The organism is Nesterenkonia ebinurensis, from assembly GCF_008711175.1.
Taxonomy (GTDB): domain Bacteria; phylum Actinomycetota; class Actinomycetes; order Actinomycetales; family Micrococcaceae; genus Nesterenkonia; species Nesterenkonia ebinurensis.
In genome coordinates, this window is the sequence record NZ_VWNF01000011.1 from 401867 (window position 1) to 424516 (window position 22650).

The window sequence follows — 22650 nt, forward strand, 5'->3', positions numbered from 1 at the left end:
CGGTTCCCTGGGAGTTCCCTCCATGTTAACAGGCTCAGGGTACTATGCGCCTCATGAGCCGCACCACAGAGCCGGCGAAGCACGCACAGCGGGCTGCCGCCAGCGCCGAGCCGCTGAACAAGTGGGTCATCTCCGCCTGGAGCCTGTGGTCCTGGGGGAACGCCACTGTCTCGGCTGTGATGGTCACTTTTGTCTTTGCTCCCTATGTGGTCAATGTGGTCGGCGAGAACAGCAACGGCACCCAGTGGCTGACCATCGCGAACCTGATCGCCGGGATCATCATCGCCGCCACCGCACCGGTGGTCGGGCAGCGAGCAGACCGTTCTGGGAAGCGCAAGCTCTGGCTGACCGTGCTCACGCTGATCGTCACCGGATTGGTGGCAGCCTGCTTCTTCGTGCGCCCGGAAGACAGCTGGCTGCTGGTCGGGGTGACCCTGATCGCCACCATGAACCTGGTGGATACCCTGGCCAATGTGCACCTGAATGCGATGATCACCGATATCACGGATTCCACACGAATGGGCCGGGTCTCCGGGATCGGCTGGGGCGCGGGCTATCTGGGCGGGATCTTCATTCTCGCGATCGCCTATTTCGGGATGGTCTCTGGTGAGGGCGGGATGCTGGGACTGCCCACCGAGAACTCCTTCAACATCCGCATGGTGGCAGTGGCCGCCGCCGCATGGTTCCTCATCTTCGCGCTGCCGCTGCTGCTGACCCCGGTCAAGACCGCGGACCAGCACCAGATCGGGAAGCAGGTGACCATCTGGGAATCGTATAAGCGGCTGTGGCGGACTGTGGTGGGGCTGTGGCGCAACGACCGGAACACCTTCTGGTTCTTCGTCTCCTCGGCGGTCTACCGCGACGGGCTCTCTGGTGTCTTCGCCTACGGGGCGATCCTGGGAACCTCTGTCTACGGGATCTCCCCGGGGGACATTCTGCTCTTCGGCATCGCAGGGAACGTCATCGCCGCCCTAGGTGCCATCCTCGGCGGTTGGGTCGACGACAAAGTAGGGCCCCTCGTGGTCATCCGCTTCTCTGTGGGCGCTCTGGTGGCCTCGGGAGTGCTGCTGTTCTTCCTTGATGTGGACCGGGAGATCTTCGGTCTCACGCTGACCCCCACCACCTCGTTCTGGGTCTTCGGCCTGGCCCTGTGCCTGTTCGTAGGACCCGCCCAGGCGGCCTCGCGCGGGTTCCTGGGCCGGATCGCCCCGCCGGACCGGGCTTCCGAGCTGTTCGGTCTTTATCAGACGGCTGGGCGCAGTGTGGACTTCATGACCTCCGGGCTGATCGCCCTGCTGCTGCTGATCGCCCTGGGTGACCCCGATGTGGAGAACGCCGATAAGGCGATCATTGTGGCGGTGGTGACCATTCTGGCTATCGGCCTGGCACTCTTCAGCAAGGTCAAAGCCCCCAATGGCTACGCCAAACTCCCGGACCACCAGCTGACCTGAGTGCACAGGTTCTGCTTTCTGGGCGCTGTTCAGATGGCCAGCGGATTGCCGAACGGACCGTGTTCCAGTACCCGGGTTAGCTCATCCAGATCACTAGCCCGCTGCGGCCCATAGCAGTCACAGCTTGCTGCCAGACCGAGCCGGAGAAGCCCTGAGGGTCCTCACTCCAGGTCAGCACATTGGTTGAGCACCGGCCAGCGATCCCGGCCGACCGTCATCACGAAGATCAGTGCCCAGTGAGCTCTAAGCCAGCACCAGGGCGACAGCCACCATTGAGGGGATGCCGAGAATGGTGGTCACCAGCACAGTATCCCTGGCGATGGCCTCCCCGGTGCCGTAGCGCACCGCGGCCACCAGCACGTTCTGAGCAGTTGGCAGTGAGGCCATCACCACTGCGGCCAGCAACATCAGCCCGTCGAGGCCGAAGATGAAGGCGGCGATCAGATAGGCCAACCCCGGGTGGAGCACCAGTTTGATGCCGGAGGCGATCAGCACATCACGCCGCCGCCCGCTCGCCTTGTCCAGGGGGTGGGAGCCCACCAGTGAGAGCCCGAAGGTCAGCAGCATCAGCGGGATCGAGGCCCCGGCCAGCAGTTGCACCGACTCATGGATCTGCTCCGGCAGCCGCCAGTTCTGCCAGGAGAACAGCAGACCCAACAAGCAACCCACAATCATCGGGTTTCCCAGCGTCTGGGCGATCCGGCGGAGAACCTCCGTGCGAGCACGGGGTCGCACCCGCGTCGTGGTGCCTTTCCCAGTGGCCAACTGGTCCAGCAGCGCTATGTAGATGGGGGCGTAGAGCGCCAGCTGGAACATCACGATGGGTGCGGCCAGGCTGATATCACCGAGCACATAGGCGGCGATCGGGAATCCGAGGTTGGCGGCGTTGACCAGGGAGGCGCTCATTCCGCCGATCACCAGATCGGCCCCAGAGCGGCCGGGCAGCAGGAACCTGCCCACCACCATGAACAGTCCCAGCATGGTGAAGGCGCTCATCGCGGCAATGGCGAACTGGGGGCCCAGCACCTCACGGATGGGTGAGCCGGAGATGGTCAGGAAAAGCAGGCAGGGCGAGGCCACGAAGAAGGCCACCCGGGAGAGCACCACCCGGGCCTCGGGTCCCAGCACCCGCAGGCGGCCGAGCACGAATCCCACCGCGATGATCAGCCAGACCACGGTGAAACCGGACAGGACCGCTGCCATGGACTCTCCTCGTTTGTGACCGATCTGATCGTTGCCGCGCACAACAATACTCCTGACCCCAGCTGCTGGGAGCACACACTACGTGCTGCACATGCGGTAATTTAGGTCCGTGCTGCTTTCCGATAATGACATCCGTGCTGAGCTTGAGGCCGGGCGCATCCAACTGAATCCGCTGGATGCGCAGATGATCCAGCCTTCCAGTGTGGATGTGCGTCTGGAACGGATGTTCCGGCTCTTCGACAACCATAAGTACGCCCATATCGACCCCGCCGCCGAGCAGCCTGACCTCACCCGGCTGGTGGAGGTGGATCCGGAGGAGCCCTTCGTGCTGCACCCCGGTGAATTTGTGCTCGGCGCCACCTATGAGACCGTCACCCTGCCTGATGATGTGGCCGCCCGCCTGGAGGGCAAATCGTCCTTGGGCCGGCTGGGACTGCTGACCCACTCCACCGCCGGGTTCATCGACCCGGGCTTCACCGGACAGGTCACCTTAGAGCTCTCGAATATGGCCACCCTGCCGATCAAGCTATGGCCGGGCTCCAAAATCGGGCAGCTGTGCTTCTTCCGACTCTCCTCCCCCGCCTCAACCGGCTACGGCAGCCAGGCCCATCAGTCTCGCTATCAGGGACAGCGCGGCCCCACTGCCAGCCGCAGCCACGAGAACTTTCACCGGACGGTCATCGGCTGACACTCAAGCAGATTGAGGTGGGGGGACTTGCCGATACCTCCAAGAAAGTAAGCTCCCAATCGCTGCGATCCCCGCTCCTAGAAGCAGGACACCTATCAGAGGCATCAATCCCCAGGCACCTGCCCCGACGAGCGGGCCCAGCACCTGTCCCGCTCTGTTAGAGCTCTGCCACCATCCAAGGTCTGACACGGCTCTCCCTTGAGCGGCAAGTGTTACCAGAACTGGATTCACCACACCGTAGAAAGTACCGGCGAAAGACAACAGAATGACAGCACTTAGTGATGTAGGGGTAAGCGCGAGCACTCCCATACTGATCCCGAAAGCACTCCATCCAGCAGTCAGCAGCAAAAAGTAGCGTTTTCTCAGCAGAAGTCGTGAAGTGGCGATGGTGACCACAGTGGCCAACCCAGACTGGGATGCCAGGACAACTCCCCGCACTCCAAGTCCCCACCCGAAGAGCTCCAGAACGATCGGAGTCAGGTAGAGGAGCCAGCCGAAAAAGAGAACGTTGAGGGTGAGGCTCATCGCCATGATGAGGGCGAGCCCCTTAGAGAACCTCCCTTTGATCGTTCGTTGGGGGCGCAGGTCGTTTCCGGAGCGGATGATGATCAGTGTCGCCGCTGCCAGTACAAGGGACAGTGCGTAGAAGAGGAAAGGCGTACGGGGCGATATTGCACCCAAGGCCGAGCCGAGCAACGGCTGAAGCAGCATCATGAAGCTCATGATGGACGCGTTGACGCTGATGGCTCGCCCTCGCCGCGCCTTCGGCAATTGACGCAGCAGCACGAACGCTATGGCGACCAGACCGCCGCTCCCCACACCCTGGAGGACTCTGAGCACCAATGCGGCCTCATAGGAGGCGACCACCAGCACAGCCGTCCCCGCCCCACCATAGATAGCCAGCGCCCCGGCGAGAATCAGACGGAGCCCGAATGTGCTCAACAGCTTGGTCATCAGCACTGCCGTCACAATGCCGGGAAGCATCACGGCAGCTTGGAAGAGGGCCATCCGGTTGATCTCAACGCTGAAATCAGCCGCCAGCTCCGGCAGTACTGGAGCGATCAGCGAGACCCCAGAAATCCCCAACGCTGTAGTGGCGTAGGCGAGGGCGACTCTCCCCTTATCTGCTGACGTAGCGCACCTCGTAGGTTGTGCAGCCCTCCTCGGAGACCCAGGGCCCGTGCTCCATCCCGGGAGGTCGCACCGCGAAGTCTCCGGCGCAGAACGTCTCGTTCAACCTGAGATCTCGGATGGACCCAGTGAGGATGTAGACCTCTTCCCAGAAGTCATGCTTCTGAACACCGTTCGGGGAGGTGTCCGTTCCGGGGGCGAAATGCAGAATCCGGGTCACGACCCCGGTTTCTTCGTCTCTGGTGAGGACACGCTCGGTCAGTTCAGGGACTAATCCCTCACATACGGTCCAGGGCGTTTGCGCACTGGGGGTGAATTCAATCTCAGGTTTAGCCATAATTCAAACTCCTTATAGTTCCTTTAATGCGGGTTCTATGGCCACGTCATAGGCTAAGCTCAGTCTCTGACCTGCGAACTCCAGGCTGAACTCCCAATGCTGGCCGTAAACGAATGTTCCAGTGAGCAGGGGAACAGTTCCTCCGAAGAGCACCAGATCTCCGTCCGTCGCACCGAAACGCTCTTCGTAGATGCGGAGCGTCTCAAAGATCGGCAACAGGGCTGCGGTGCCGTCCTGGTAGGGCACGCCGTCGACTGAACAGATCAGCTTCAGGTCTTTCCAATGCTGCTGCTCTAGGGCGGCGTCGAACTCCACTGCATGATGGGCAAGCGGCTTAGGGCATACAGCCTTAGACTCCTGCACGGATCGTGCCTCAATCTCACGGTCGGTGTGATCCGATCCCAGGGTTAGCAAGTTTCGTCCTTGGGCTCTGATCAGCACCGGTTCTGCCTCGCCGGAGGTGCGGGGCCCGGTAGAGATGCGACTGTCCTGGGTGAGCGAAGCAGGGCTGAGCGGATAGAACTCGGGGATGTTCTTCGGCGGATCCACGCCCAGCGAGGAAAGCTCGTCAATATGCTCTCGAACTTTCTGTTGATCTGCTCCGGTATACCCGGCAATGAGCGTGGTGGGCTTCTGATGACCAGGGAACAGGTCTTCGAGGCGGAAAGGCGTCGTCATAGTCTCGGGGTTCCTGTCAGTCGTACAGTCTCGTAATTGTCTAAACGGTCTCGCAGGACAGGGAACTCTTCCCGGATCCTATTCACCTCTGCGGGGTCTATCTCCACAAGCAGTGTTTCTTCCTCTGATCCTGCCTCAGCCAACAGCTCCCCCCAGGGGCTGACGACTCTGCTGGTTCCGGCTAGCTGTACGCCTGCCTGCTCTCCTGCTGCGTTGCATGCGATGACGAAAGCCTGGTTCTCCACAGCCCGGGCAGAGGTCAGCAGCCGCCAATGGTCACGCCGTATAGCCGGCCAAGCAGCCGGTACAAAGATCAAATCCGCTCCCCCGTCGGCCAGCCGAGACCACAGGCCGGGGAAACGCAGGTCGTAGCACGTGGTCGAGGAGGCTCGCCCGTAAGGGGTCTCCGCGATATCAAGCGTGTCCCCAGCAGCCATCCGTTCCCGCTCCTCCGACTGGTGGCCGAATCCGTGGATCTTGCTGTACCTGCTGATCACCTCACCTATGGGGCTAATTAGCACCGCAGTGTTCCGCAGACTGGTACCAGCAGTCTCTACATAGCTTCCGCCATGGATGAAAGCGTTCAGTTCTGTAGCGACTCGTTTGAGCGCAGTGAGGGTGGGACCCTGGTCGGTCTCAGCCAAATCTGCATATGCGTCAAAGGCGAAGAACCCTCCTGGCCACAACTCGGGAAGCATATAGAGGTCTGCCTGCGGGGCCGCGTGCAGCTGGTCCAGCACCCTGTTACGGCGCGCATCGGGGCTTTCTGTCCGGGGGCTGGCTATTTGCAGCAGAGCGATCTTCATAACTCATCTTCCCTTCTTCCGGCAGCGTCCCTGATGTCCAGAGGCTTAGGGACCGGTGCTTTGAGCATGGCCCGGAGCGTGGTGTTCAGGTGCAGTGACATGTGCTGGCCGGCCGCTTCAGGGTCGGTCTGCTCGATACCGCGCACAATGGCTCGGTGTTCTTCCACCACCACCCGCGACCGCTCTTCGTTCGCGCTCACCGCGTAGATCCCCATCCTGAGTTGGCGGTCCCGCAGCCCTTCGTAGAAACGGGCGATCGCCGTGTTGCCGGCAGCCCAAATCAGATGGGTGTGAAAAGCCCGGTCGAAGTCGATGAATGCAACGGGGTCGTTCACCGCCTGTTCCTGCTGTTCGATGAGCTCATAGAGTTCATCGACCAAACCGTCAGTCGGCTGGGAGATGACCTGGCGAATACTCCAGCCCTCCACCATAGAACGGGCCTCCATGACCATGGTGATCTCAGAGGTGGACAGTGGCGGAACATAGGCACCACGTCGCGGAATCAGCTCCAGCAGCCCCTCCGACTCAAGCCGCATAAAGGCTTCGCGCACCGGTGTTCTGGAGGTCCCTGCCCGTTCAGCAACTTCCGCCTCTGTGAGGAAGACCCCCTCTCCGCGCGGAAGTGTGGCGATGTACTTCTTCAACCATGTGTATGTGGTGCTGCGTGAACTCATGACCGTGCGTTCGCCACCTCGGAAAGCATGCAGGTTCCTCTGACATAGTCAAGATGTCTGGCCGGATCGGCCACGATCTCCCTGAGCTCCTGCTGCTGCTTCAAACGTTCCTCCTCGTTCGTCTCGCGAAGTCTGCGCCAATTCTTGTCTGTTTCCACTGCCACGTACTCCTCACTGACCTGTCGTCGGTAAAGATCATAGGAGTCGAGATCCGCATCGTCGTGGCTCCCTGAGATCCGGCCAGCGATGAGCGGAGCCAGATGGTAGACATCATGGATGCCACTGTTCATGCCGAGACCGCCCAACGGATTATTGATATGGGCAGCGTCCCCGGCCAGGAAGACCCGGCCGAACCGGTAGGAATTCGCCACCCGCTGATGCACACGGTAGATCGTCGTATGCAGAATCGGCCATGCCCCTTGCTTATCGCCTATCGTCTGCATCTTATGCTGCACGTTCTCCATGGACTGGGCTTCTTCATCGCTGACACCCTCCCGAACCGGGAACATCGCCCGCCAGTGCTCCGGGGTCCGCAGCAGCACCAGCCATTCCTGAGGGTCAGATATGTAGTTGACAAAAGAGATATCCGGTATCCACGACGTGATGTCCTCGTGGGTCGAGATGACCAGGTACCGCTCCGGGTAGGTCACCCCTTCGAATTCTGCCCCTACTGACTTCCGCACTGCGCTGCGTGCCCCATCGGTTCCGATGAGGTATTCGCCGATGTAGCGTTTGCCGTTTTCCAGAACGGCCGTGACACTGTGGTCGTCCTGCTCCACGACAGTCACCCGGGAGTCGAAGAGCACCTCGACGTGAGGAACATCCTTGAGCTTCTCGTAGATGATCTGGGTGAGCTTGCTCTGCTCACACTGGATCCGGAAAGGGTATTTTGTGTCTCCGGAAAGCAGGGAGAGGTCCAGTTCTGCGATGAGGCCCCGTTCACGGTCACGGTACTGGAACGTTGGGACGTAGAGACCAATCTTCATCAGTTCATCCAGCACATCGAGCTCTTCGAGCATCTCCAGGGTTGGCGGGTGGAACGTGGAGGCACGGGACTCGGTGCTGAATGCGCTTCCCGCCTCCAGCACGGTGACCGGCACCCCCTCCCGAGCCAGGATCAGTGCCGCCGTCATTCCCACCGGGCCTGCCCCAGCAATCAGCACCCGGGAGTCGGCGCTAGTAGATGTCATGGAGATTCTCCTTACTCGTTGTGTCATATCGACGATGTAGCGGTATCAGCGTGGTCGTGCACCTCGGTCTGCTCGGTGCGGCGTTGTCTATTGCGGATCGCCCTAACGATGACAAGCCCAGCTACTGCCAGAGCGGCGATGCCGCTGACTGTGTAGCCTGGGAAGATCAGTGCGACTGCCCCCAGCAGCAGGAAGAGCCGGGAGGGCCAAGTCAGTCGGCCGGATTCATAGCCGACAACGGCAGCTGACAGGGCGTAGACTCCGAGCAACGCTGTGGCGGTGTACCAAACGGTCTGCTCAACCCCGCCCTGCATCAGTAGCGCTGGGGAGAAGACAAAAGCATAGGGCACCAGATAGGCCGCCAAACTGATCACGAATGCGGTAATCCCGGTCCGGGCAATGGGACTTCCAGCGATACCAGCTGCCGCAAAGGCCGCCAAAGCCACTGGTGGTGTGATCATGCTCAGGCAGGCAAAATAGAAGATGAAGAGGTGCGCAGCGATGCCAGGAACCCCGAGCTCAATCAGCGGGGGTGCCATCAGAACCGCTGCCATGATGTAGGCAGAGGTGGTCGGCATGCCCATGCCGAGGATGATGGTGGCCACCATCACGACGACGAGTCCCACCACCAGGTTGCCACCGGAGACGCTCAGCACCAGGTCGGTGAAGCGCCGCCCAAGGTTGGTCTGGACGATCACCCCCACCACGATGCCTGCCAACGCGCAGGGAAGCGCGACGGCGACGGCTCGTCGGGCACCGCTTTCCAAGGCGGTGAGAATAGTGACCGGGGTGAACCAGGTCTGCCGCCGGAGAAAACCGACGACGACAGCGACGATGATGGCCTCGAACGCTGAGGCCATCAGGGAGCGTCCCGAGAGGATCATGTAGACCAGATAGCCCAAAGGGATCAGCAGATGCAGTCGAGTGAGAATCTCTTTCAGCGGGGTTCGCTCGTCCTTGGGCAGCGGCTGCAGGTCGTCTCTCCTCGCCTGCTTGTCGACCATGAAGAACCCTGCGGCGAAGTAGAGCAGGGCCGGAATGAGAGCGGCGATGACCACCTCGTAATACGGCATACCCAGCATCTGCGCCATGATGAAAGCACCAGCCCCCATAATCGGGGGCAACAGCTGACCTCCGGTAGACGCCATTGCTTCCACACCGGCAGCGAACCGTGCTTTGAACCCCATCCGCTTCATCAGCGGAATGGTGAACACACCTGTTCCGACCACATTGGCCACCGCTGAACCGTTGATAGAGCCCATCAGCGCTGAACCGATGATGGAAGCTTTCGCTGGCCCGCCTTTGGCTTTTCCGGTCAGCGACAGTGCGATATCGATAAAAAGTCGGCCGCCGCCTGAAACTTCGAGGAACGCGGCAAAGAGAATAAAATAGAAGACATAGTCTGCAGAGACCCCTACTGGGGTACCGAACATTCCCTGTGGGGAGAGAAACTGCAGGTCGATGAATCTCTCCAAGTTAAGTCCTGGGTGCCTGAGGGCACCGCTTAGCTGGTCTCCCCACATCTGGTATCCGAGAAAGACCAGGGCAACGATGGAAAGGCTGACTCCCACCACCCGCCGGCATGCCTCTAACACCAGGATGATCAGCAGCAGGCCGACCATGATGTCAGTGGCCAGGACGTCATCAATAAAGGTCACCCGCTCAGCAATGCGCTGGGAGTGCATCAGGTAATAGGCTCCGATGCCGAGCGAGGCCGCCACCAGTACCAGATCCATCCCCGTCACCCAGCGCGGTTCAAGACTCTTCTCTTCCTCGTCGGCCTCCCGGTCCGGGGAGGGATCCGAGCTTTCCTGATGGTCTCCGCGTTTCCGCCACCGTCTCAGCACGGGGGATCCTGCAAAGACGAGGGCTGTGCCCAGGGCAACGTGCAGAGGGCGGAAGACCATGGAGTGCGGGGTTCCGTAAGCTGCCGCATATAGATGGAATCCTGACCATCCGATGGCGATGATCGCAGCGACGGTCAGGAAGCGGCGGAACTGTGAGATGAGAGTCATAATCACCTTGTCAGGGCATCGGGCGAGAAGTTGAGCTCGAGGAGAGTGGGCGTCTCCCGCTGACGGGCATGTGTATATGCGCCATGGAAGTCTTCGACAGTGACGGTTACTCCGTGAGCGCCCATGGCCTCAGCCATCGCGGCGAACGACACTTCACCGAACTCCACTCCGCAGAGCCTGCCCCTATAGTCCACATTCTGATGACGACGGATGCTGCCATACGAGGAGTTATTGACTACCACCACAGTGAGTTGGACCTCTAATCTGACTGCGGTCTCCAACTCCTGGATGGTCATCATGAGCCCACCATCACCGGCAAGCGCGACAACTTCTCGTCCGGGTCTGCTTTTCGCCACGGCAATGGCTGCCGGAAGCGCATAACCCATAGCCCCTGAGGTGGGCCCAAGGTACCGTCGCGCCCCGGTGTAGCAGATTCCCCGGGCAAAGGGAAGGTAGAAGTCACCAGCGTCTGAGGTGATCACAGCGTCGTCGTCGAGGAGTTGGTTGAGGTGCCAGGCAACAGTCTCAAGCGGTGCAGCACCGACGGGAGAGCCTTCGTCCTCCGCTGCAGCCGAGCTCTGATCATCCCCGGAAGTGGTGTTCAGGACAAAATCCCTGGCCGCTGCGAGATCTTCAATTGCTTGCACTGGGTCTGCGACGTAAGCGTAGTTGGTTGTCGCGGTGGACCGGCTGAGCACTTCAGGAGAGGGGTCGATATGAATGACTGTCTGCTTGCTGGAGGGGAATCTATATCGCAGGGTGGTCAGCTCGGAGAGGCGAGTGCCCAGGACCAAGACCACATCGGCGTTGTGCATTGCCTGTTGAACAGCCGGCTGCGTTTTGAGCGAGACGGTACCGGCAAAGTGCGGATCGTCATTGGGGTACGAATCGTGCCGACGGAACCCGGCCACCACTTTGGCACCAGTTCGGCCCGCTATGTACGAGAGCTCTGCGGAGGCAGCGTAGTTCTTGGTCCCGCCGCCGACGATGATGACCGGGTGTGCTGCGTAATCAAGCAACTGATTAATCTCCTGCACTGCTCTCGTGCCCAAGGCCGAGCTCGGCACTTTGGGCACGAGAACAGAACTGTTCTCAGAAGGTTCGGACTGCACATCTTCTGGGATGGTCAAGACCACCGGTCCTGGTCGATCCGATAGAGCTATCTGCACTGCCCGTCCGGTGAGTTCGGCCGCCCGGTTTGCTCGGGGAATCTCGAGAGACGCCTTGGCTAGAGGCTGGAACATTGCGGTCAAGTCCGCTTCTTGCCATGCCTCCCGGTAGCGCCATCGTGTCGAAACCTGGCCCACAAGAGCGATCAGTGGGGTGGAGTCCTGACGAGCAGTGTGTACTCCGATGGAGAGGTTGGCCGCTCCCACCGCAGCAGTGCCGATGCAGACACCCGGGGCTCCGGTGAGCTTGCCTTCAGCCTCCGCCATATAGGCAGCAGCCCCCTCGTGGCGGGTGGCCACGAATTCCATCTCAGCTCGGCGGTGTATCTCATCGACCAGGTCTAGGCAATGTTCTCCCGGAACGCCGTAGACCCGTCGGACCCCGGCCTCAGCCAGCGTCTTCACAATCGCCTGTGCACCTGTTGTCATAGCGACCTAAAACTCTCCTGGTTTCTGCCGTCCTGCCTCACTCCATCAGACCGGCGTCACGGTAATACTGCTCTGCACCGGGGTGGAGCGGTACGCCTGCGGTCATCTCGTCGGTGAACGCAAGCTCTGGATCGAATGTCGCCATGCTGGCGTTGGCCTCTTTGAGCTGCTCAGCGTTTTCGATGATGCTCTGAGTGATGGCATAGGCAATGTCATCATCAAGGTCTGCACCGGCGACGATCGCGGTGGTGAATCCAACCAGCTGCACGTCTTCATCCTGGCCGACAAAGCTTTCGGCTGGGAGGACGGCACCTTCGAGACCGAAATCGTTGAGATATTCGATGGCGGACTCACTGATCTCCAGGAACTTAATGTCGCTGGTCTGGGCCAGCTCCGTGATATTCGGATGCCCGTCATTGATCGCTTGGATCCACAGGTCGGCGTTGTTGTCCCGGATGGCGTTGGAGGCCACATCTGTGCTGGTGGGCTCAAAGCTGCCACCCCAGGACTCGATATCGCTCACACTTGCTCCGTGCGCTTGGAGGATGAGGTTGGTTCCGACATCACCGAGCGAACCGCGGGGCTGGCTGACCAGATCAAGGGCCATCTGGTCCTCAGCGATCTCCTCGATGGAGTCGAAAGGAGCATTCGCTGGAGCGATCGGCCCAAAGTAGTACTGGTCAATGCCACCTACGAGGATCCTGAGATCTTCGAAAGGCTCCTCTTCAAAGGGGGTTCCCTCCTCCCCGACATAGGCCCAGGCTGCCACAGCGCTGAACGTTGTGGCAAAGTCAGCCTCCCCAGTGGTCACCAGCTCCGGGTTGCCGATGGAGCCGGCGTAGGGCAGTACCTCCACTCCGGAGCCGCTGGGCAGATCGCTTTCGAGGGCCTGGCCGATGCTGACCCCGTAGTTGTACCACCCGGATCCTTGGTCCAGAGTGGCCATGCTGAGGTCGATAGGACTATCCAGATCAGCATCAGAGTCACCATTGGCATTCTCCCCGGCGTCCTCGCCGCAACTGCTCAGAGACAGCAGACCGAGAAGAGCAAGTGCCGTGATTCGATGTGCATAATGAAAAAGTGTCATTGTTGTTCCTTTGTGTGAACGGTGCGAAGGACGAACTGTCGTGTGTACTACATAGAGATGTGGGTTCGGTTTAGCTGCGAGTACAGCTTCTGTGCATTCAGCGCTCAAAGTGGCGGAATTGAGTTTCCATGTATTCGAGTACACCCCACCTCCCCCCAGAGCGGCCTATCCCTGACTTCTTTGTCCCGCCGAAGGGGATCGAGGCATCCCCTGTTGGGGCTCCGTTGTTCACGCCGACGATTCCGCACTCCAGATGCTCTGCGACCCGATGTGCGCGAGCTGCATCTGAGGTGCACAGATAGCCGGCCAGGCCGACATCGACTCGGTTGGCCCTATGTAGAACCTCCTCCTCGGTCTCAAACACACTCAACCCGAGCACTGGGCCGAATATCTCTTCCTGGAAGAGCCGCATGCTGTCCTCAACTCCCCGCAGTAGGCTGGGCTCTACGTACCGGCCATCGACGCTTCCCCCGCAGAGCAGCTGGGCTCCTTGGGCCTGAGCGTCCTGGACCAGGCCACGGATTTTCTCTGCGGCAGCAGTATTGATCACTGGGCCTACATTCACCTCAGGGTGGCGGGGGTCACCAAGGCGGAGACTCTCATACGCCGCGCGGAGCTTTTCTTCCAGTTCAGCCGTAACAGTGTGGTGGACGTACACCCGGTTGACGGCAGTGCAGTTCTGCCCGTTGATCCGGAATTTACAACGAAGAAGCTCTTGCACTGCCTGATCGAGGTCTGCATCTTCAAAGATAATGAACGGGGCATTGCCACCAAGTTCCATGGAGACTCTCATCAGATGCTGAGCCGCCTGCATGTACAACGCAGTACCGGTAGCTTGACTGCCGGTGAACGTTAGTTTTCGAAATATCCCGGAGTTCATCGCAGCAGCCACCACTGTTCCGGGATACGTGGTCGGAATAACGGTGAATGTTCCAGTGGGCGCACCGGTCTCTTCCCACAGCTGTTGCAGAAGCGAGGCTGTCAGTGGGGTTTGCTCGGCAGGTTTTAGCACCACTGTGCATCCGGCGGCCAGCGCAGGCGCAGAGGAGCGCAGAACCAATGCTGCCGGGAAGTTCCAGGGCGTGATGCTCAGAATCGGACCGAGAGCCTGCCAGCCGACCTCCCGCGAGACTGTATCGCTGGGTGCAGGGAGGATGATGCCTGCCTCTCGGCTGATCTCCTCGGCACTGAGACGTGCGAAATCAGCCGCATATCGGATTTCAGCCCGCGCTTCAGCGGCCGTCTTTCCTGATTCAAGTGTGATCAGTGCAGCCATCAGCTCTGTGCAACTGATGATTCGGCCTGCCCATGCCAGCAAATACTCGGCTCGCTGGCGTGCAGGAAGGGTGCGCCATTGGCCGAAAGCAGAGCCTGCCTGGTCGGCGATACTGACTGCCTCCTCAGTTCCGGTCTCCCGGAGAGTGCCCACAACCTGCCCGTCAATGGGAGAGCGGACTGTGAAACTCGTGGTGTCGTCCGGAAGGAGCTGAGCGAAAGAGGAGTGACTTACACCTCTCAGGTCCTCGTGGCTAAGCACTGCAGCACCAGGTGACATTCTTGGCCCTCCTCTCTGAAACACCCTCGCAATAAGCGAGTGATAAGCGGCACATATAGCCTATCCCGTAGATATACTGCTTGTATACAGTTAGTACGCATTACTGTAAGAGGCTAAAATTTCAAGCAGGTTACACCGTCGTTTCACCTATAAGGCAGCGTTGCGAGCAGCACCATTCCCCCACACAGGTCTACGCTAGTACGGGTGAGCAGCGATGACTCCTACACATCCCGACACTCCCGTCCAGCTGACGGGTACTCCCCCGCCTATTCCCCGGTGCCAAACTTCTTGGCACCGGTAGAGCAACCGGAGCAGCAGCCTGAAGAGGATTCCAAGGGCTACCTGCTACCCACCCTGGCTTGGGGCCTGGGCCTGATCCTGGCCGCAGTGGCTGCAGTAGTGGCGATCTGGCAAGTCAATGAGCGCCTCTACTCCCCAGAGGTCACCGCAGAGCGGTACTGGGAGGCCCTCTCCTCCGGGGCCAGCTCCGAGGCGCTGGGCCAGCTCAGCTCGGTGCCCAGCTTCGCCCGGGACAATGAGGTGGACAATCTGCTGCTGACCCCCGGCCCGCTGGCCTACTCCGCCGAGCGCATCTCTGATGCACAGCTCGCCGCAGGCGAGGACGACGCCGCACTGAGCTTCACTGCCCTGGAGGAGGATTTCACCACTGAGCTGCCGCTGACTCACACCGGCACCACCTGGGGGTTCTTCGACACCTGGGAGTTGGCCCCGCAGGCGGTTACCTGGTTCCAAGTAGAGGTTCCCGGGGCCCCTGAGGGCGCCATCGGGCAGATCCAGATCAACGGCGAACCGGTGAACCTTCTGGAGGAGACTGCCCGGCTCTCCGCCCTGGTGCCCACCGTTGCGGAGATCAGTATCGACTCTCAGTGGCTGGTGGGCTCAGCTGACCATGTGGTGGTCGCTGCTGAGGACCCCAGTGCCCCTGTCGAGCAGGTGTTCATGGAGCTTGAGGCCTCGGAGGAGGCGGTGGCCCTGCTGCACCAGGAGCTTGCAGAGTACTTTGAGAGCTGCAACCAGCAGGTGCTGATGCCCTCCGGCTGCCCTGTTGGGCACTCCACCACCAACCAGGTGGATGCTGACACCATCGAGTGGAGCTTTCCCGATCCGGAGGACTTTGAGCTGACCTTCGACGCTGAGGGCTGGCATGTCAGCTTCGAGGAACCGGTAGCAGAGATCAGCTACCAGGCCCTGCATCACCACACCGGTGAGGAGCTTCAAGAGACTGAGCAGCACCCCTTCTACCTGGAGATTCAGGTGGGCGCCAGCGGTGAGGACCTGGTGGTCTCGGTCCGCGGCACTGAGGCAGGTTAACGCCTTAGACTTGGCTGTTGTGGCTAAAACAAAGACCGAAGACCGCGATCCCGCGGAGCTGAGGTCCGCACCCGACCCCAGAGTCCTGGAGTCCACCCACCTGATGACCACCTTCAACCTGCTCATCGGGATCTGCGCACTGATCATCATTGTGCTGGGCCGCTGGCTGGACCTGCTCTTCGCCATCGCCGCAGTGGGCAATGTGATCATCGGACTGATCCAGGAATACGGGGCGAAACGGAAGCTGGACGCGATCGCCCTGCTCCACCAAGACCACATCCGGGTGCTGCGCGATGGCATGATCATCCAGATCCACCGTGAACAGGTGGTGCTCGATGATGTGCTGGAACTACGCCGCGGTGACCAAACAACGCGGAGATGCGATGGCTCTTCGTATTAGTTATGGCGTGTAGGGCTTATTTGAATCCTCCAACTTCCAAAAGTGACCGGATGACGTAGTAAGTGAGATTCCTGAGCCCGAGGGCTGGGAGACGAGGGCCGCGGCAGTGCGGTTGGTCACTCGCTACTTGACGATGGTGCTGTGAACTCCAGAGCGCTGATGGCCGCCATCAATAGTTCGCCATATTCTTCCTGGCGCTCCTGGGTCATCCGGTATGCCGGGGTGGAGATACTGATGGCACCCTCAGCGCGGTTGCCATTGATCAGGGGGACAGAGACGGCGGCGACACCTTCCCGCCATTCTTCACTTTGGGTGGCGTAACCCTTCTCCCGGATGAAGTCAATCTGCTTCCACAGGTCACGCTCATTGGAGATTGTGGCGCTCGTATAGTTCTTCAACCCTTTGGCGATTAATGTTCGTACGTCGTCGTCCCTCCAGGTACTGATGATCGCCTTGCCGTTGGCAGAGGCGAGCAGGGGTGCGCCTTGCCCGAGATCCACGTTCGCGCGGACTGGCTGCGGGCTAACCAGCCGTTCGATGATGACTGCCGTCTCAAACTCCTCAATGGCGAGATGAATAGTCTCCTGGGTCTTATCCCGTAGGGCCTCCATCACCGGCAGCACCGCGCGACGCAAGCCCCTTTGCCGGTCTCCTGTCAGGCGTAGCATAAGGCTGGTTAGGGTCCAGCGTGTGACATCTTCCCCGGTTTCGCGCACCCACCCGGCCTCCTGGAGGGTGTAGAGCATACGTTGGACTGAACTCTTGGGGATGCCCAACTGTTTGGAAAGTTCGGTGACACCTACCGCTTCCTGCTTGGCGACCCCTTCAAGAACGCGCAGGGCGGTATTGACACTGTTCACTCCGTTGCTGCCACTCACTTATGGATCTCCTTGTCTAAAGGGCCGCTGGTTGCGAACCTGCACTTCTCTCAGGATTAGTGTCTCCGATATCACGGTGTGAAAACAGCTCCAATGCGCCAAAGCCGGCAAGATTCAGCTTTCTCACAGCCCATCAGCACGGGCAAGGGTCATACCCGCGCCGTGACACTGTGATTCTTCTGGGGAACGTCTGGGTAATGGCAGGCGCTGGGGTGACCGATACCGAGCCTATCTTCCAATGCAGGAACTTCTATGGCACATTTCTCAGTGGCCTTCCAGCAGCGGGTGCGGAAGACGCAGCCTGAAGGCGGGCTGGAGGGATTAGGGATGTCGCCCTTGAGCACAATGCGGCCTTCACCGTCTCTGGCCCCCGGATCAGGAATGGGTACGGCTGAGAGCAGGGCTTGGGTGTAGGGGTGCGTGGGGTTCTTATACACCTCGGCTCGATCGCCGATCTCCATGATTTTCCCTAGGTACATGATGGCAACGCGGTCAGACATGTTGTGCACCACCGCGAGGTCATGGGCGACGAACAGATAGGCGATATTGTCCTCGGCCTGAATCTCCTTGAGAAGGTTAATCACTTGCGCCTGCACTGAGACGTCGAGGGCGGACACGGGCTCGTCGAGAACCATAACCCGAGGGCGGAGGCCCAGCGCACGTGCTATGCCGACACGCTGTCTCTGTCCTCCTGAGAGCTGGTGAGGGTACCGTTCGGCGATGGAAGCCCGAAGGCCTACTCGCTCCAGCAAATGTTCGACGCCGTTCTCACCTGGAGCGATCCCGTGGATCCACATCGGTTCGGTGATGATCTTACGAACGTTCATCCGCGGGTCGAGGGAACCGTAGGGGTCTTGGAAGACCATCTGGAGGTCTTTGCGGATCGGGCGCAGGTGCGATCGTCCATATCTGGCGATGTCTTTGCCGAGGAAGACGATAGTGCCGTCCACATTTCCGACCAGGCCCAGGGCAGCTTTCCCGACTGTAGTCTTTCCAGATCCAGATTCGCCGACCAGGCCCAGGGTTTCACCAGACCGCAGGTCGAAGGAAACTCCGTCCACCGCTCTCACCGGTTTATCCCCGCGCTTGAAGAGTCCACCGGAGGTCTTGAAGTGCTTTTTCAGCTCTGTGACTTCGAGCACCGTCTCTGCAGGAGCATTTTCCCCTACGCTCTTAGGGCGCACGCTGATCGTCTCCTGCTCATGCACGGGCGGCCGAACTTCGGGCCAGAAGTGGCAGGCAGCACTGTGGCTGGCGGATTCGCCAGTCTCCTGCAGAGAAGGCTCTTCCGAGGTGCAGGCCTCACGTCCCTGTCGAAGTCCGCAGCGCTCTGAGAAGACACAGCCCGAAGGCAGAGCCGCCAAGTTTGGGGGCTCACCCGGGATGGGCTTGAGTCGCTCCGCGTTCTCGTCTATGCGGGGCTGACTGTTCAGCAAACCCACGGTGTAGGGGTGCTTAGGAGATTTGAAGACTGTCTCCACGTCTCCTTGTTCGATGATTCGTCCGCCATACATGACTAATACCCGGTCAGCAGTTTCTGCGACCACACCGAGGTCGTGGGTGATGAGGATGGTGGCGGACCCTGTCTCTTTCTGCGCCTTGGCTAGGACTCTCAACACTTGGGCCTGGATCGTGACGTCCAGAGCAGTGGTGGGTTCATCAGCGACCAGTACAGCGGGATCGTTGATGATAGCCATGGCAATCATGGCACGTTGGCGCATGCCTCCCGAGTATTGGTGTGGGTACTGGTCAAAACGAACCTCGGGGTTGGGAACACCGACCAATGATAAGACGCCGATGGCGCGTTTTCGTGCCTGGGCACGGTTTACCTTCTGGTGGAGGCGGACTGCCTCCACCAGCTGGTCGCCCACAGTGAAGACCGGGTTCAGCGAACTCATAGGGTCCTGGAAGATCATTCCGATCTCCCGACCCCGGATACGGCGAAGCCGTTCTTTGGACATCCGCAGCAGGTTCTCTCCATTGAAACGGACTTCCCCGCCTGCTATACGTCCTCCGTCCTTCTTGATAAGGCCTAGGGCTGAAAGCATGGTGGTGCTTTTTCCGGAACCAGATTCACCGACGATACATACGGTCTCTCCTGGCCTGACACCGAAGCTCACGTCGTTGACTGCCCGGAGGGTGCCGTCGGGAGTGTCGAACTCTGTCACAAGGCGATCGACTTCGAGAACGTAGCCGCCTTTGCTCTGTGTGGTCACTTCTGCACTTTCTGTCATGATGTGGTTCATTTGCGCACCCTGGGATCGAGAAGATCTCGTAGGCCGTCTCCGAACAGACTGAAGCCGACGACAGCGACGACAATCGCGGCACCCGCGAATAAGGAGATGCCGGGGGCGATGCCGAGGTAGGCTTGTCCATCGTTGATGATGTTTCCCCAAGTGGGAGTGGGCGGAGAAACTCCCAAGCCGAGGAAGCTCAGTGTGGCCTCCGTCTGGATGGCAGAGCCAATACCCAAACTTGTCGTCACGATTACCGGCGGGAGAACATTGGGCAGGACGTGGCGCCACATGGTGTAGAAGTCCGAAGCGCCAAATGCTTCAGCTGCAACTATGTAGTCTCGGCTGCGCACTGCGAGGATCGCTCCGCGAATTACACGGCCGAAGTGCGGCGTGGTAGCAACTCCGATGGCGATGATGAGGTTTGTCATGGAGGGGCCCAGAGCTGCGACGATGGCAAGCGCTAGAAGGATAGTAGGAAACGCCAACAACACGTCGAAGATCCGTCCTATGACTAGGTCTACCCATCCACCGAAGTAGCCGGAAAGCAGCCCAAGCACCAATCCTGCGACAGCGCCGACAGCGACAGCGATGACACCGGCCAGGAGGGAGATTCGTGCGCCGTGGATCAGTCGGCTGAGGAGGTCCCGGCCATACTGGTCGGTACCCAAGATATAGCCGGGGGTCCCCCATCCGCTTAGTCGGTTTTCAAGACTCTGTGAATTCGGGTCCATGGGAGCGATAAGTGGAGCGAAGACCGCTACCATAACGACGGAAATCACGATGAACCCGCCCAGCACCAAGGGTCTGCTTTTTAGGACTCTCTTATTCATGCTTTGCTAGTCACCTCGTCCCTCAGCCGCGGGTCCAGGAAGCGGTAGACGATGTCTGTCACGAGGTTCACCAATACGAAGGAAACCGCGATAACCAAAGTGACGCCCTGGACCACCGGGTAGTCACGGGCGAAGATTGCGTTCACCAGCAGGCTGCCGATTCCTGGGCGGGCGAAGACTGTCTCCATCACTACAGTCCCTCCCAGGAGGACCCCAAAGTTGAGGCCGATGACGGTCACCACCGGGATGGCGGCGTTGCGCAGGGCGTGCCGCGTGATAACGACCCACTCACGCACTCCTTTTGCCCGCGCTGTGCGGACATAGTCCTCGTTGAGAACCTCGAGCATGCTCGAGCGGGTGATACGAGCGATTAACGCCATTCCAGCAAGTCCGAGCGCAGTAGCCGGGAGGATCAAAGATCGTATGACTGACCAGGTATCTCCGGGAGTACCAGCACCGGTAGCGGGCAGCCATCCCAGTGTGATGGCGAATACGGTGGAGAGCAGGATGCCTGTCCAAAAGGCTGGAGCAGCTTCGCCGACCGTGGTGAAGAGGAGGGCGCTGAAGTCCGTTTTACCACCCCTGCGGGTGGCGGCCAGCATGCCAAGCGGGATACCGATGATGACCGAAGCGATCACCCCTGCTATCGCCAGGCTGATGGTGGCGGGAAGGCGCGCCATGATCTGGTCTGCCACAGGTTGACGGCCTGATATTGACGTACCGAGGTCACCCTGCAGGACTTGGGTGAGATAGTTCGCAAATTGTACATAGAGCGGATCGTTGAGGCCTAGTGCTTCTCGGGTCGTTTGGATCTGCTCTTCGGTGGCCTCATCCCCGAGGATCGCGGAGATGGGGTCCCCGGGGATGAGGTGGACAATCAGGAATGTTGCTACCAAGACTCCGAAGAGAGTCGGCACCGCAGCCAGGATCCGACTGGCGATGAGTTTCAGCATCGGTGTCCCTTGGTTCTCAGTCCTGGATCGTCACATCGTCGAGCCGGAGCGAGCGCTGGGGGTCGGACTGAAATCCGCCCACCCGATCCTGAACAGCGAAGATGAAGTCCTCATGATCGATGAAGTAGAGATAGTGACCTTCAGCCACGTACTCCTGGACATTGCCGAATAGCTCGTCGCGCCGGTCCATGTCCATTGTGGACATCGCCTCGTCCAGCCACGCGTCTACTTCTTCATCGTCGATACGTGCCCAGTTGTTGCTGGGGATTCCGTCGCTGTGGAACCAGGTGCCGAGTACACGATCCGGTGCGGGGTCCTGGCCGCGGCTTAGCAGGTACATCTGCAGGCCATCATCCGAACGGAGCTGGTCCAGCATGGTCTGGCTCTCCACAGTGACAATCTCCATATTGATACCGACTTCGGCTAGGTTCTGCTGAATCACTGTGGCAGGTCGCGTGAACCGATCGACGTCACCGATGGTGAGGGTGACGTCCACTCCGTCGTCGTAACCGGCCTCCTCCAGTAACTCAAGCGCACGATCCGGGTCGTATTCGTAGTCAAGAATGCCGGTGAGCGCGTGGTCCACATCGGGAGAGAGGATTCCCTCTGCCGGGGTGGAGATGCCGCTGAAGATACCGTCCATCATGGCCGGGCGGTTGATGGCGTAGCTAATAGCCTCGCGGACTCGCTCATCGTCAAAGGGAGGCTCATCCGCTTTAACTCCCATGAACCGGGTGATCAGTCCTGGGACCTGTTCTATCGAAACACCTTCGACGTCCTCAATCTGAGCATAGATTTCTGGGTCCGTAACCTGGTTAACATCAATCTCGCCGGCCATGAAGGAGTTGTGCCGGGTGGTGGCGTCCGGAATCGCGCGGTAAATCACTTCGTCCAGGTTGGGCTCACCCTCCCAGTGGTCTTCGAAAGCTACCGTCACGGTCTCCTGGCCCTGAGTCCAGTTTTCGAACTGGTAGCGACCGGTGCCGATGGGGTTGTGCTGAAAGTCGTCACCAAGCTCTTCAACCGCCTCACGGCTCACGATGCTGGTGTACCAGTCGGTGAGCTTATACTCAAAACTCGGATCCGGTTCGCTCATCTCGAAGACGACGGTGTAATCGTCCTCGGCACGGATCTCTGAAATGGTGGTCAACAGTGATCGGTTGGGGGACCCGGTGGCTTCATCCAGTACGCGCTCGAAGGAGAATACGACGTCATCAGCGCTCATTTCCCCATAGCCATCGTGGAACTGAACACCTTCCCGTAGCTGGAAGGTCCACTCCGTGCCTTCTTCATTCGATTCCCAGGCAGTAGCCAGTGCGGGTTCGATCTCCAGAGTGCCGTACTCGAAACGGAGCAATCCTTCGAATATATTCGCCGTCATCTGCCGGTCACCCACTGCGGAAAGGACGGCCGGGTCGAGTGTACCCAGGTCGTATTCCTGACCAATCCGGAGAGTACCGCCGGAGCCACCCTCCTCCCCATTCGCACCATTGCCGTCCAATGCGTCAGGATCAGGGGCACAGCCTGCTATGAATAGAGCTGCTACCGACAGGGTAGTCACTTTTCGTTTCATTGTCCTCTCCCTCATTGTGTGTTTACTTTTTCGA

The 22650-nt window shown here is 59.8% G+C and carries 20 protein-coding genes; 4 read left to right on the forward strand and 16 right to left on the reverse strand.

The window, feature by feature from the left end:
* The first annotated feature begins 53 nt into the window (after positions 1-53).
* A complete protein-coding gene (locus tag F0311_RS05705; RefSeq protein WP_150460968.1) occupies positions 54-1451 on the forward strand; it encodes an MFS transporter in 1398 nt (465 codons plus the stop codon).
* A 243-nt stretch (positions 1452-1694) separates the two neighbouring features.
* On the opposite strand, the gene F0311_RS05710 is transcribed toward F0311_RS05705, so the two are convergent.
* Positions 1695-2654 carry an AEC family transporter gene (locus F0311_RS05710; RefSeq protein WP_150460969.1) on the reverse strand — a complete coding sequence of 320 codons (960 nt, stop codon included), beginning with the start codon at positions 2652-2654 and terminating at the stop codon, positions 1695-1697.
* Between the two features lie 109 nt (positions 2655-2763).
* On the opposite strand from F0311_RS05710, the gene dcd reads away from it, so the two are divergent.
* Positions 2764-3342: a dCTP deaminase gene (dcd, locus tag F0311_RS05715; RefSeq protein ID WP_150460970.1), complete on the forward strand. Its 579-nt coding sequence runs from the start codon at positions 2764-2766 to the stop codon at positions 3340-3342.
* A 3-nt stretch (positions 3343-3345) separates the two neighbouring features.
* On the opposite strand, the gene F0311_RS05720 is transcribed toward dcd, so the two are convergent.
* The 10 genes from F0311_RS05720 to F0311_RS05765 all read right to left on the reverse strand — a co-directional run bounded on the left by F0311_RS05720 (position 3346) and on the right by F0311_RS05765 (position 14413).
* A complete protein-coding gene (locus tag F0311_RS05720; protein ID WP_150460971.1) occupies positions 3346-4428 on the reverse strand; it encodes an MFS transporter in 1083 nt (360 codons plus the stop codon).
* Positions 4429-4462: 34 nt separating this feature from the next.
* Positions 4463-4810, reverse strand: a complete 348-nt coding sequence (locus F0311_RS05725) for a cupin domain-containing protein (protein WP_150460972.1) — start codon at positions 4808-4810, stop codon at positions 4463-4465.
* A 12-nt stretch (positions 4811-4822) separates the two neighbouring features.
* A complete protein-coding gene (locus F0311_RS05730) occupies positions 4823-5488 on the reverse strand; it encodes a DUF2848 family protein (protein ID WP_150460973.1) in 666 nt (221 codons plus the stop codon).
* A complete protein-coding gene (locus tag F0311_RS05735; RefSeq protein WP_150460974.1) occupies positions 5485-6294 on the reverse strand; it encodes a carbon-nitrogen family hydrolase in 810 nt (269 codons plus the stop codon). The genes F0311_RS05730 and F0311_RS05735 overlap by 4 nt, the downstream gene beginning before the upstream one ends.
* Entirely contained in the window at positions 6291-6968 is a 678-nt protein-coding gene (locus tag F0311_RS05740) for a GntR family transcriptional regulator (protein WP_150460975.1), read from the reverse strand. Before F0311_RS05740 ends, F0311_RS05735 begins: the two co-directional genes overlap by 4 nt.
* Positions 6965-8158 carry an FAD-dependent oxidoreductase gene (locus F0311_RS05745; RefSeq protein WP_150460976.1) on the reverse strand — a complete coding sequence of 398 codons (1194 nt, stop codon included), beginning with the start codon at positions 8156-8158 and terminating at the stop codon, positions 6965-6967. The genes F0311_RS05740 and F0311_RS05745 overlap by 4 nt, the downstream gene beginning before the upstream one ends.
* Before the next feature lie 23 nt (positions 8159-8181).
* On the reverse strand, positions 8182-10173 hold the full coding sequence (locus F0311_RS05750; protein WP_150460977.1) for a TRAP transporter permease: 1992 nt from the start codon (positions 10171-10173) through the stop codon (positions 8182-8184).
* A 2-nt stretch (positions 10174-10175) separates the two neighbouring features.
* A complete protein-coding gene (locus F0311_RS05755) occupies positions 10176-11771 on the reverse strand; it encodes a thiamine pyrophosphate-binding protein (RefSeq protein WP_150460978.1) in 1596 nt (531 codons plus the stop codon).
* A gap of 37 nt (positions 11772-11808) precedes the next feature.
* Complete coding sequence (locus F0311_RS05760; RefSeq protein ID WP_150460979.1) at positions 11809-12858, reverse strand: TAXI family TRAP transporter solute-binding subunit; 1050 nt, start codon at positions 12856-12858, stop codon at positions 11809-11811.
* Positions 12859-12955: 97 nt separating this feature from the next.
* On the reverse strand, positions 12956-14413 hold the full coding sequence (locus F0311_RS05765; protein WP_150460980.1) for an NAD-dependent succinate-semialdehyde dehydrogenase: 1458 nt from the start codon (positions 14411-14413) through the stop codon (positions 12956-12958).
* 204 nt (positions 14414-14617) lie between these two features.
* Between F0311_RS05765 and F0311_RS05770 the strand changes: the two genes are divergently transcribed.
* Positions 14618-15745, forward strand: a complete 1128-nt coding sequence (locus F0311_RS05770; protein WP_150460981.1) for a hypothetical protein — start codon at positions 14618-14620, stop codon at positions 15743-15745.
* Between the two features lie 19 nt (positions 15746-15764).
* A complete protein-coding gene (locus F0311_RS05775; protein ID WP_191089759.1) occupies positions 15765-16145 on the forward strand; it encodes a hypothetical protein in 381 nt (126 codons plus the stop codon).
* Between the two features lie 116 nt (positions 16146-16261).
* Here F0311_RS05775 and F0311_RS05780 read toward each other — a convergent pair whose 3' ends face one another.
* The 5 genes from F0311_RS05780 to F0311_RS05800 all read right to left on the reverse strand — a co-directional run bounded on the left by F0311_RS05780 (position 16262) and on the right by F0311_RS05800 (position 22616).
* The gene (locus F0311_RS05780; protein ID WP_150460982.1) at positions 16262-17023 is read right to left on the reverse strand and encodes an IclR family transcriptional regulator; all 762 of its coding nucleotides are present in this window, start codon (positions 17021-17023) and stop codon (positions 16262-16264) included.
* A 149-nt stretch (positions 17024-17172) separates the two neighbouring features.
* A complete protein-coding gene (locus F0311_RS05785; RefSeq protein WP_150460983.1) occupies positions 17173-19257 on the reverse strand; it encodes an ABC transporter ATP-binding protein in 2085 nt (694 codons plus the stop codon).
* 8 nt (positions 19258-19265) lie between these two features.
* Positions 19266-20090 carry an ABC transporter permease gene (locus F0311_RS05790; RefSeq protein ID WP_150460984.1) on the reverse strand — a complete coding sequence of 275 codons (825 nt, stop codon included), beginning with the start codon at positions 20088-20090 and terminating at the stop codon, positions 19266-19268.
* On the reverse strand, positions 20087-21043 hold the full coding sequence (locus F0311_RS05795) for an ABC transporter permease (protein WP_150460985.1): 957 nt from the start codon (positions 21041-21043) through the stop codon (positions 20087-20089). The genes F0311_RS05790 and F0311_RS05795 overlap by 4 nt, the downstream gene beginning before the upstream one ends.
* 16 nt (positions 21044-21059) lie before the next feature.
* Positions 21060-22616, reverse strand: coding sequence for an ABC transporter substrate-binding protein (locus F0311_RS05800; RefSeq protein ID WP_191089760.1), 1557 nt, complete (start codon positions 22614-22616; stop codon positions 21060-21062).
* Positions 22617-22650 lie beyond the last annotated feature (34 nt).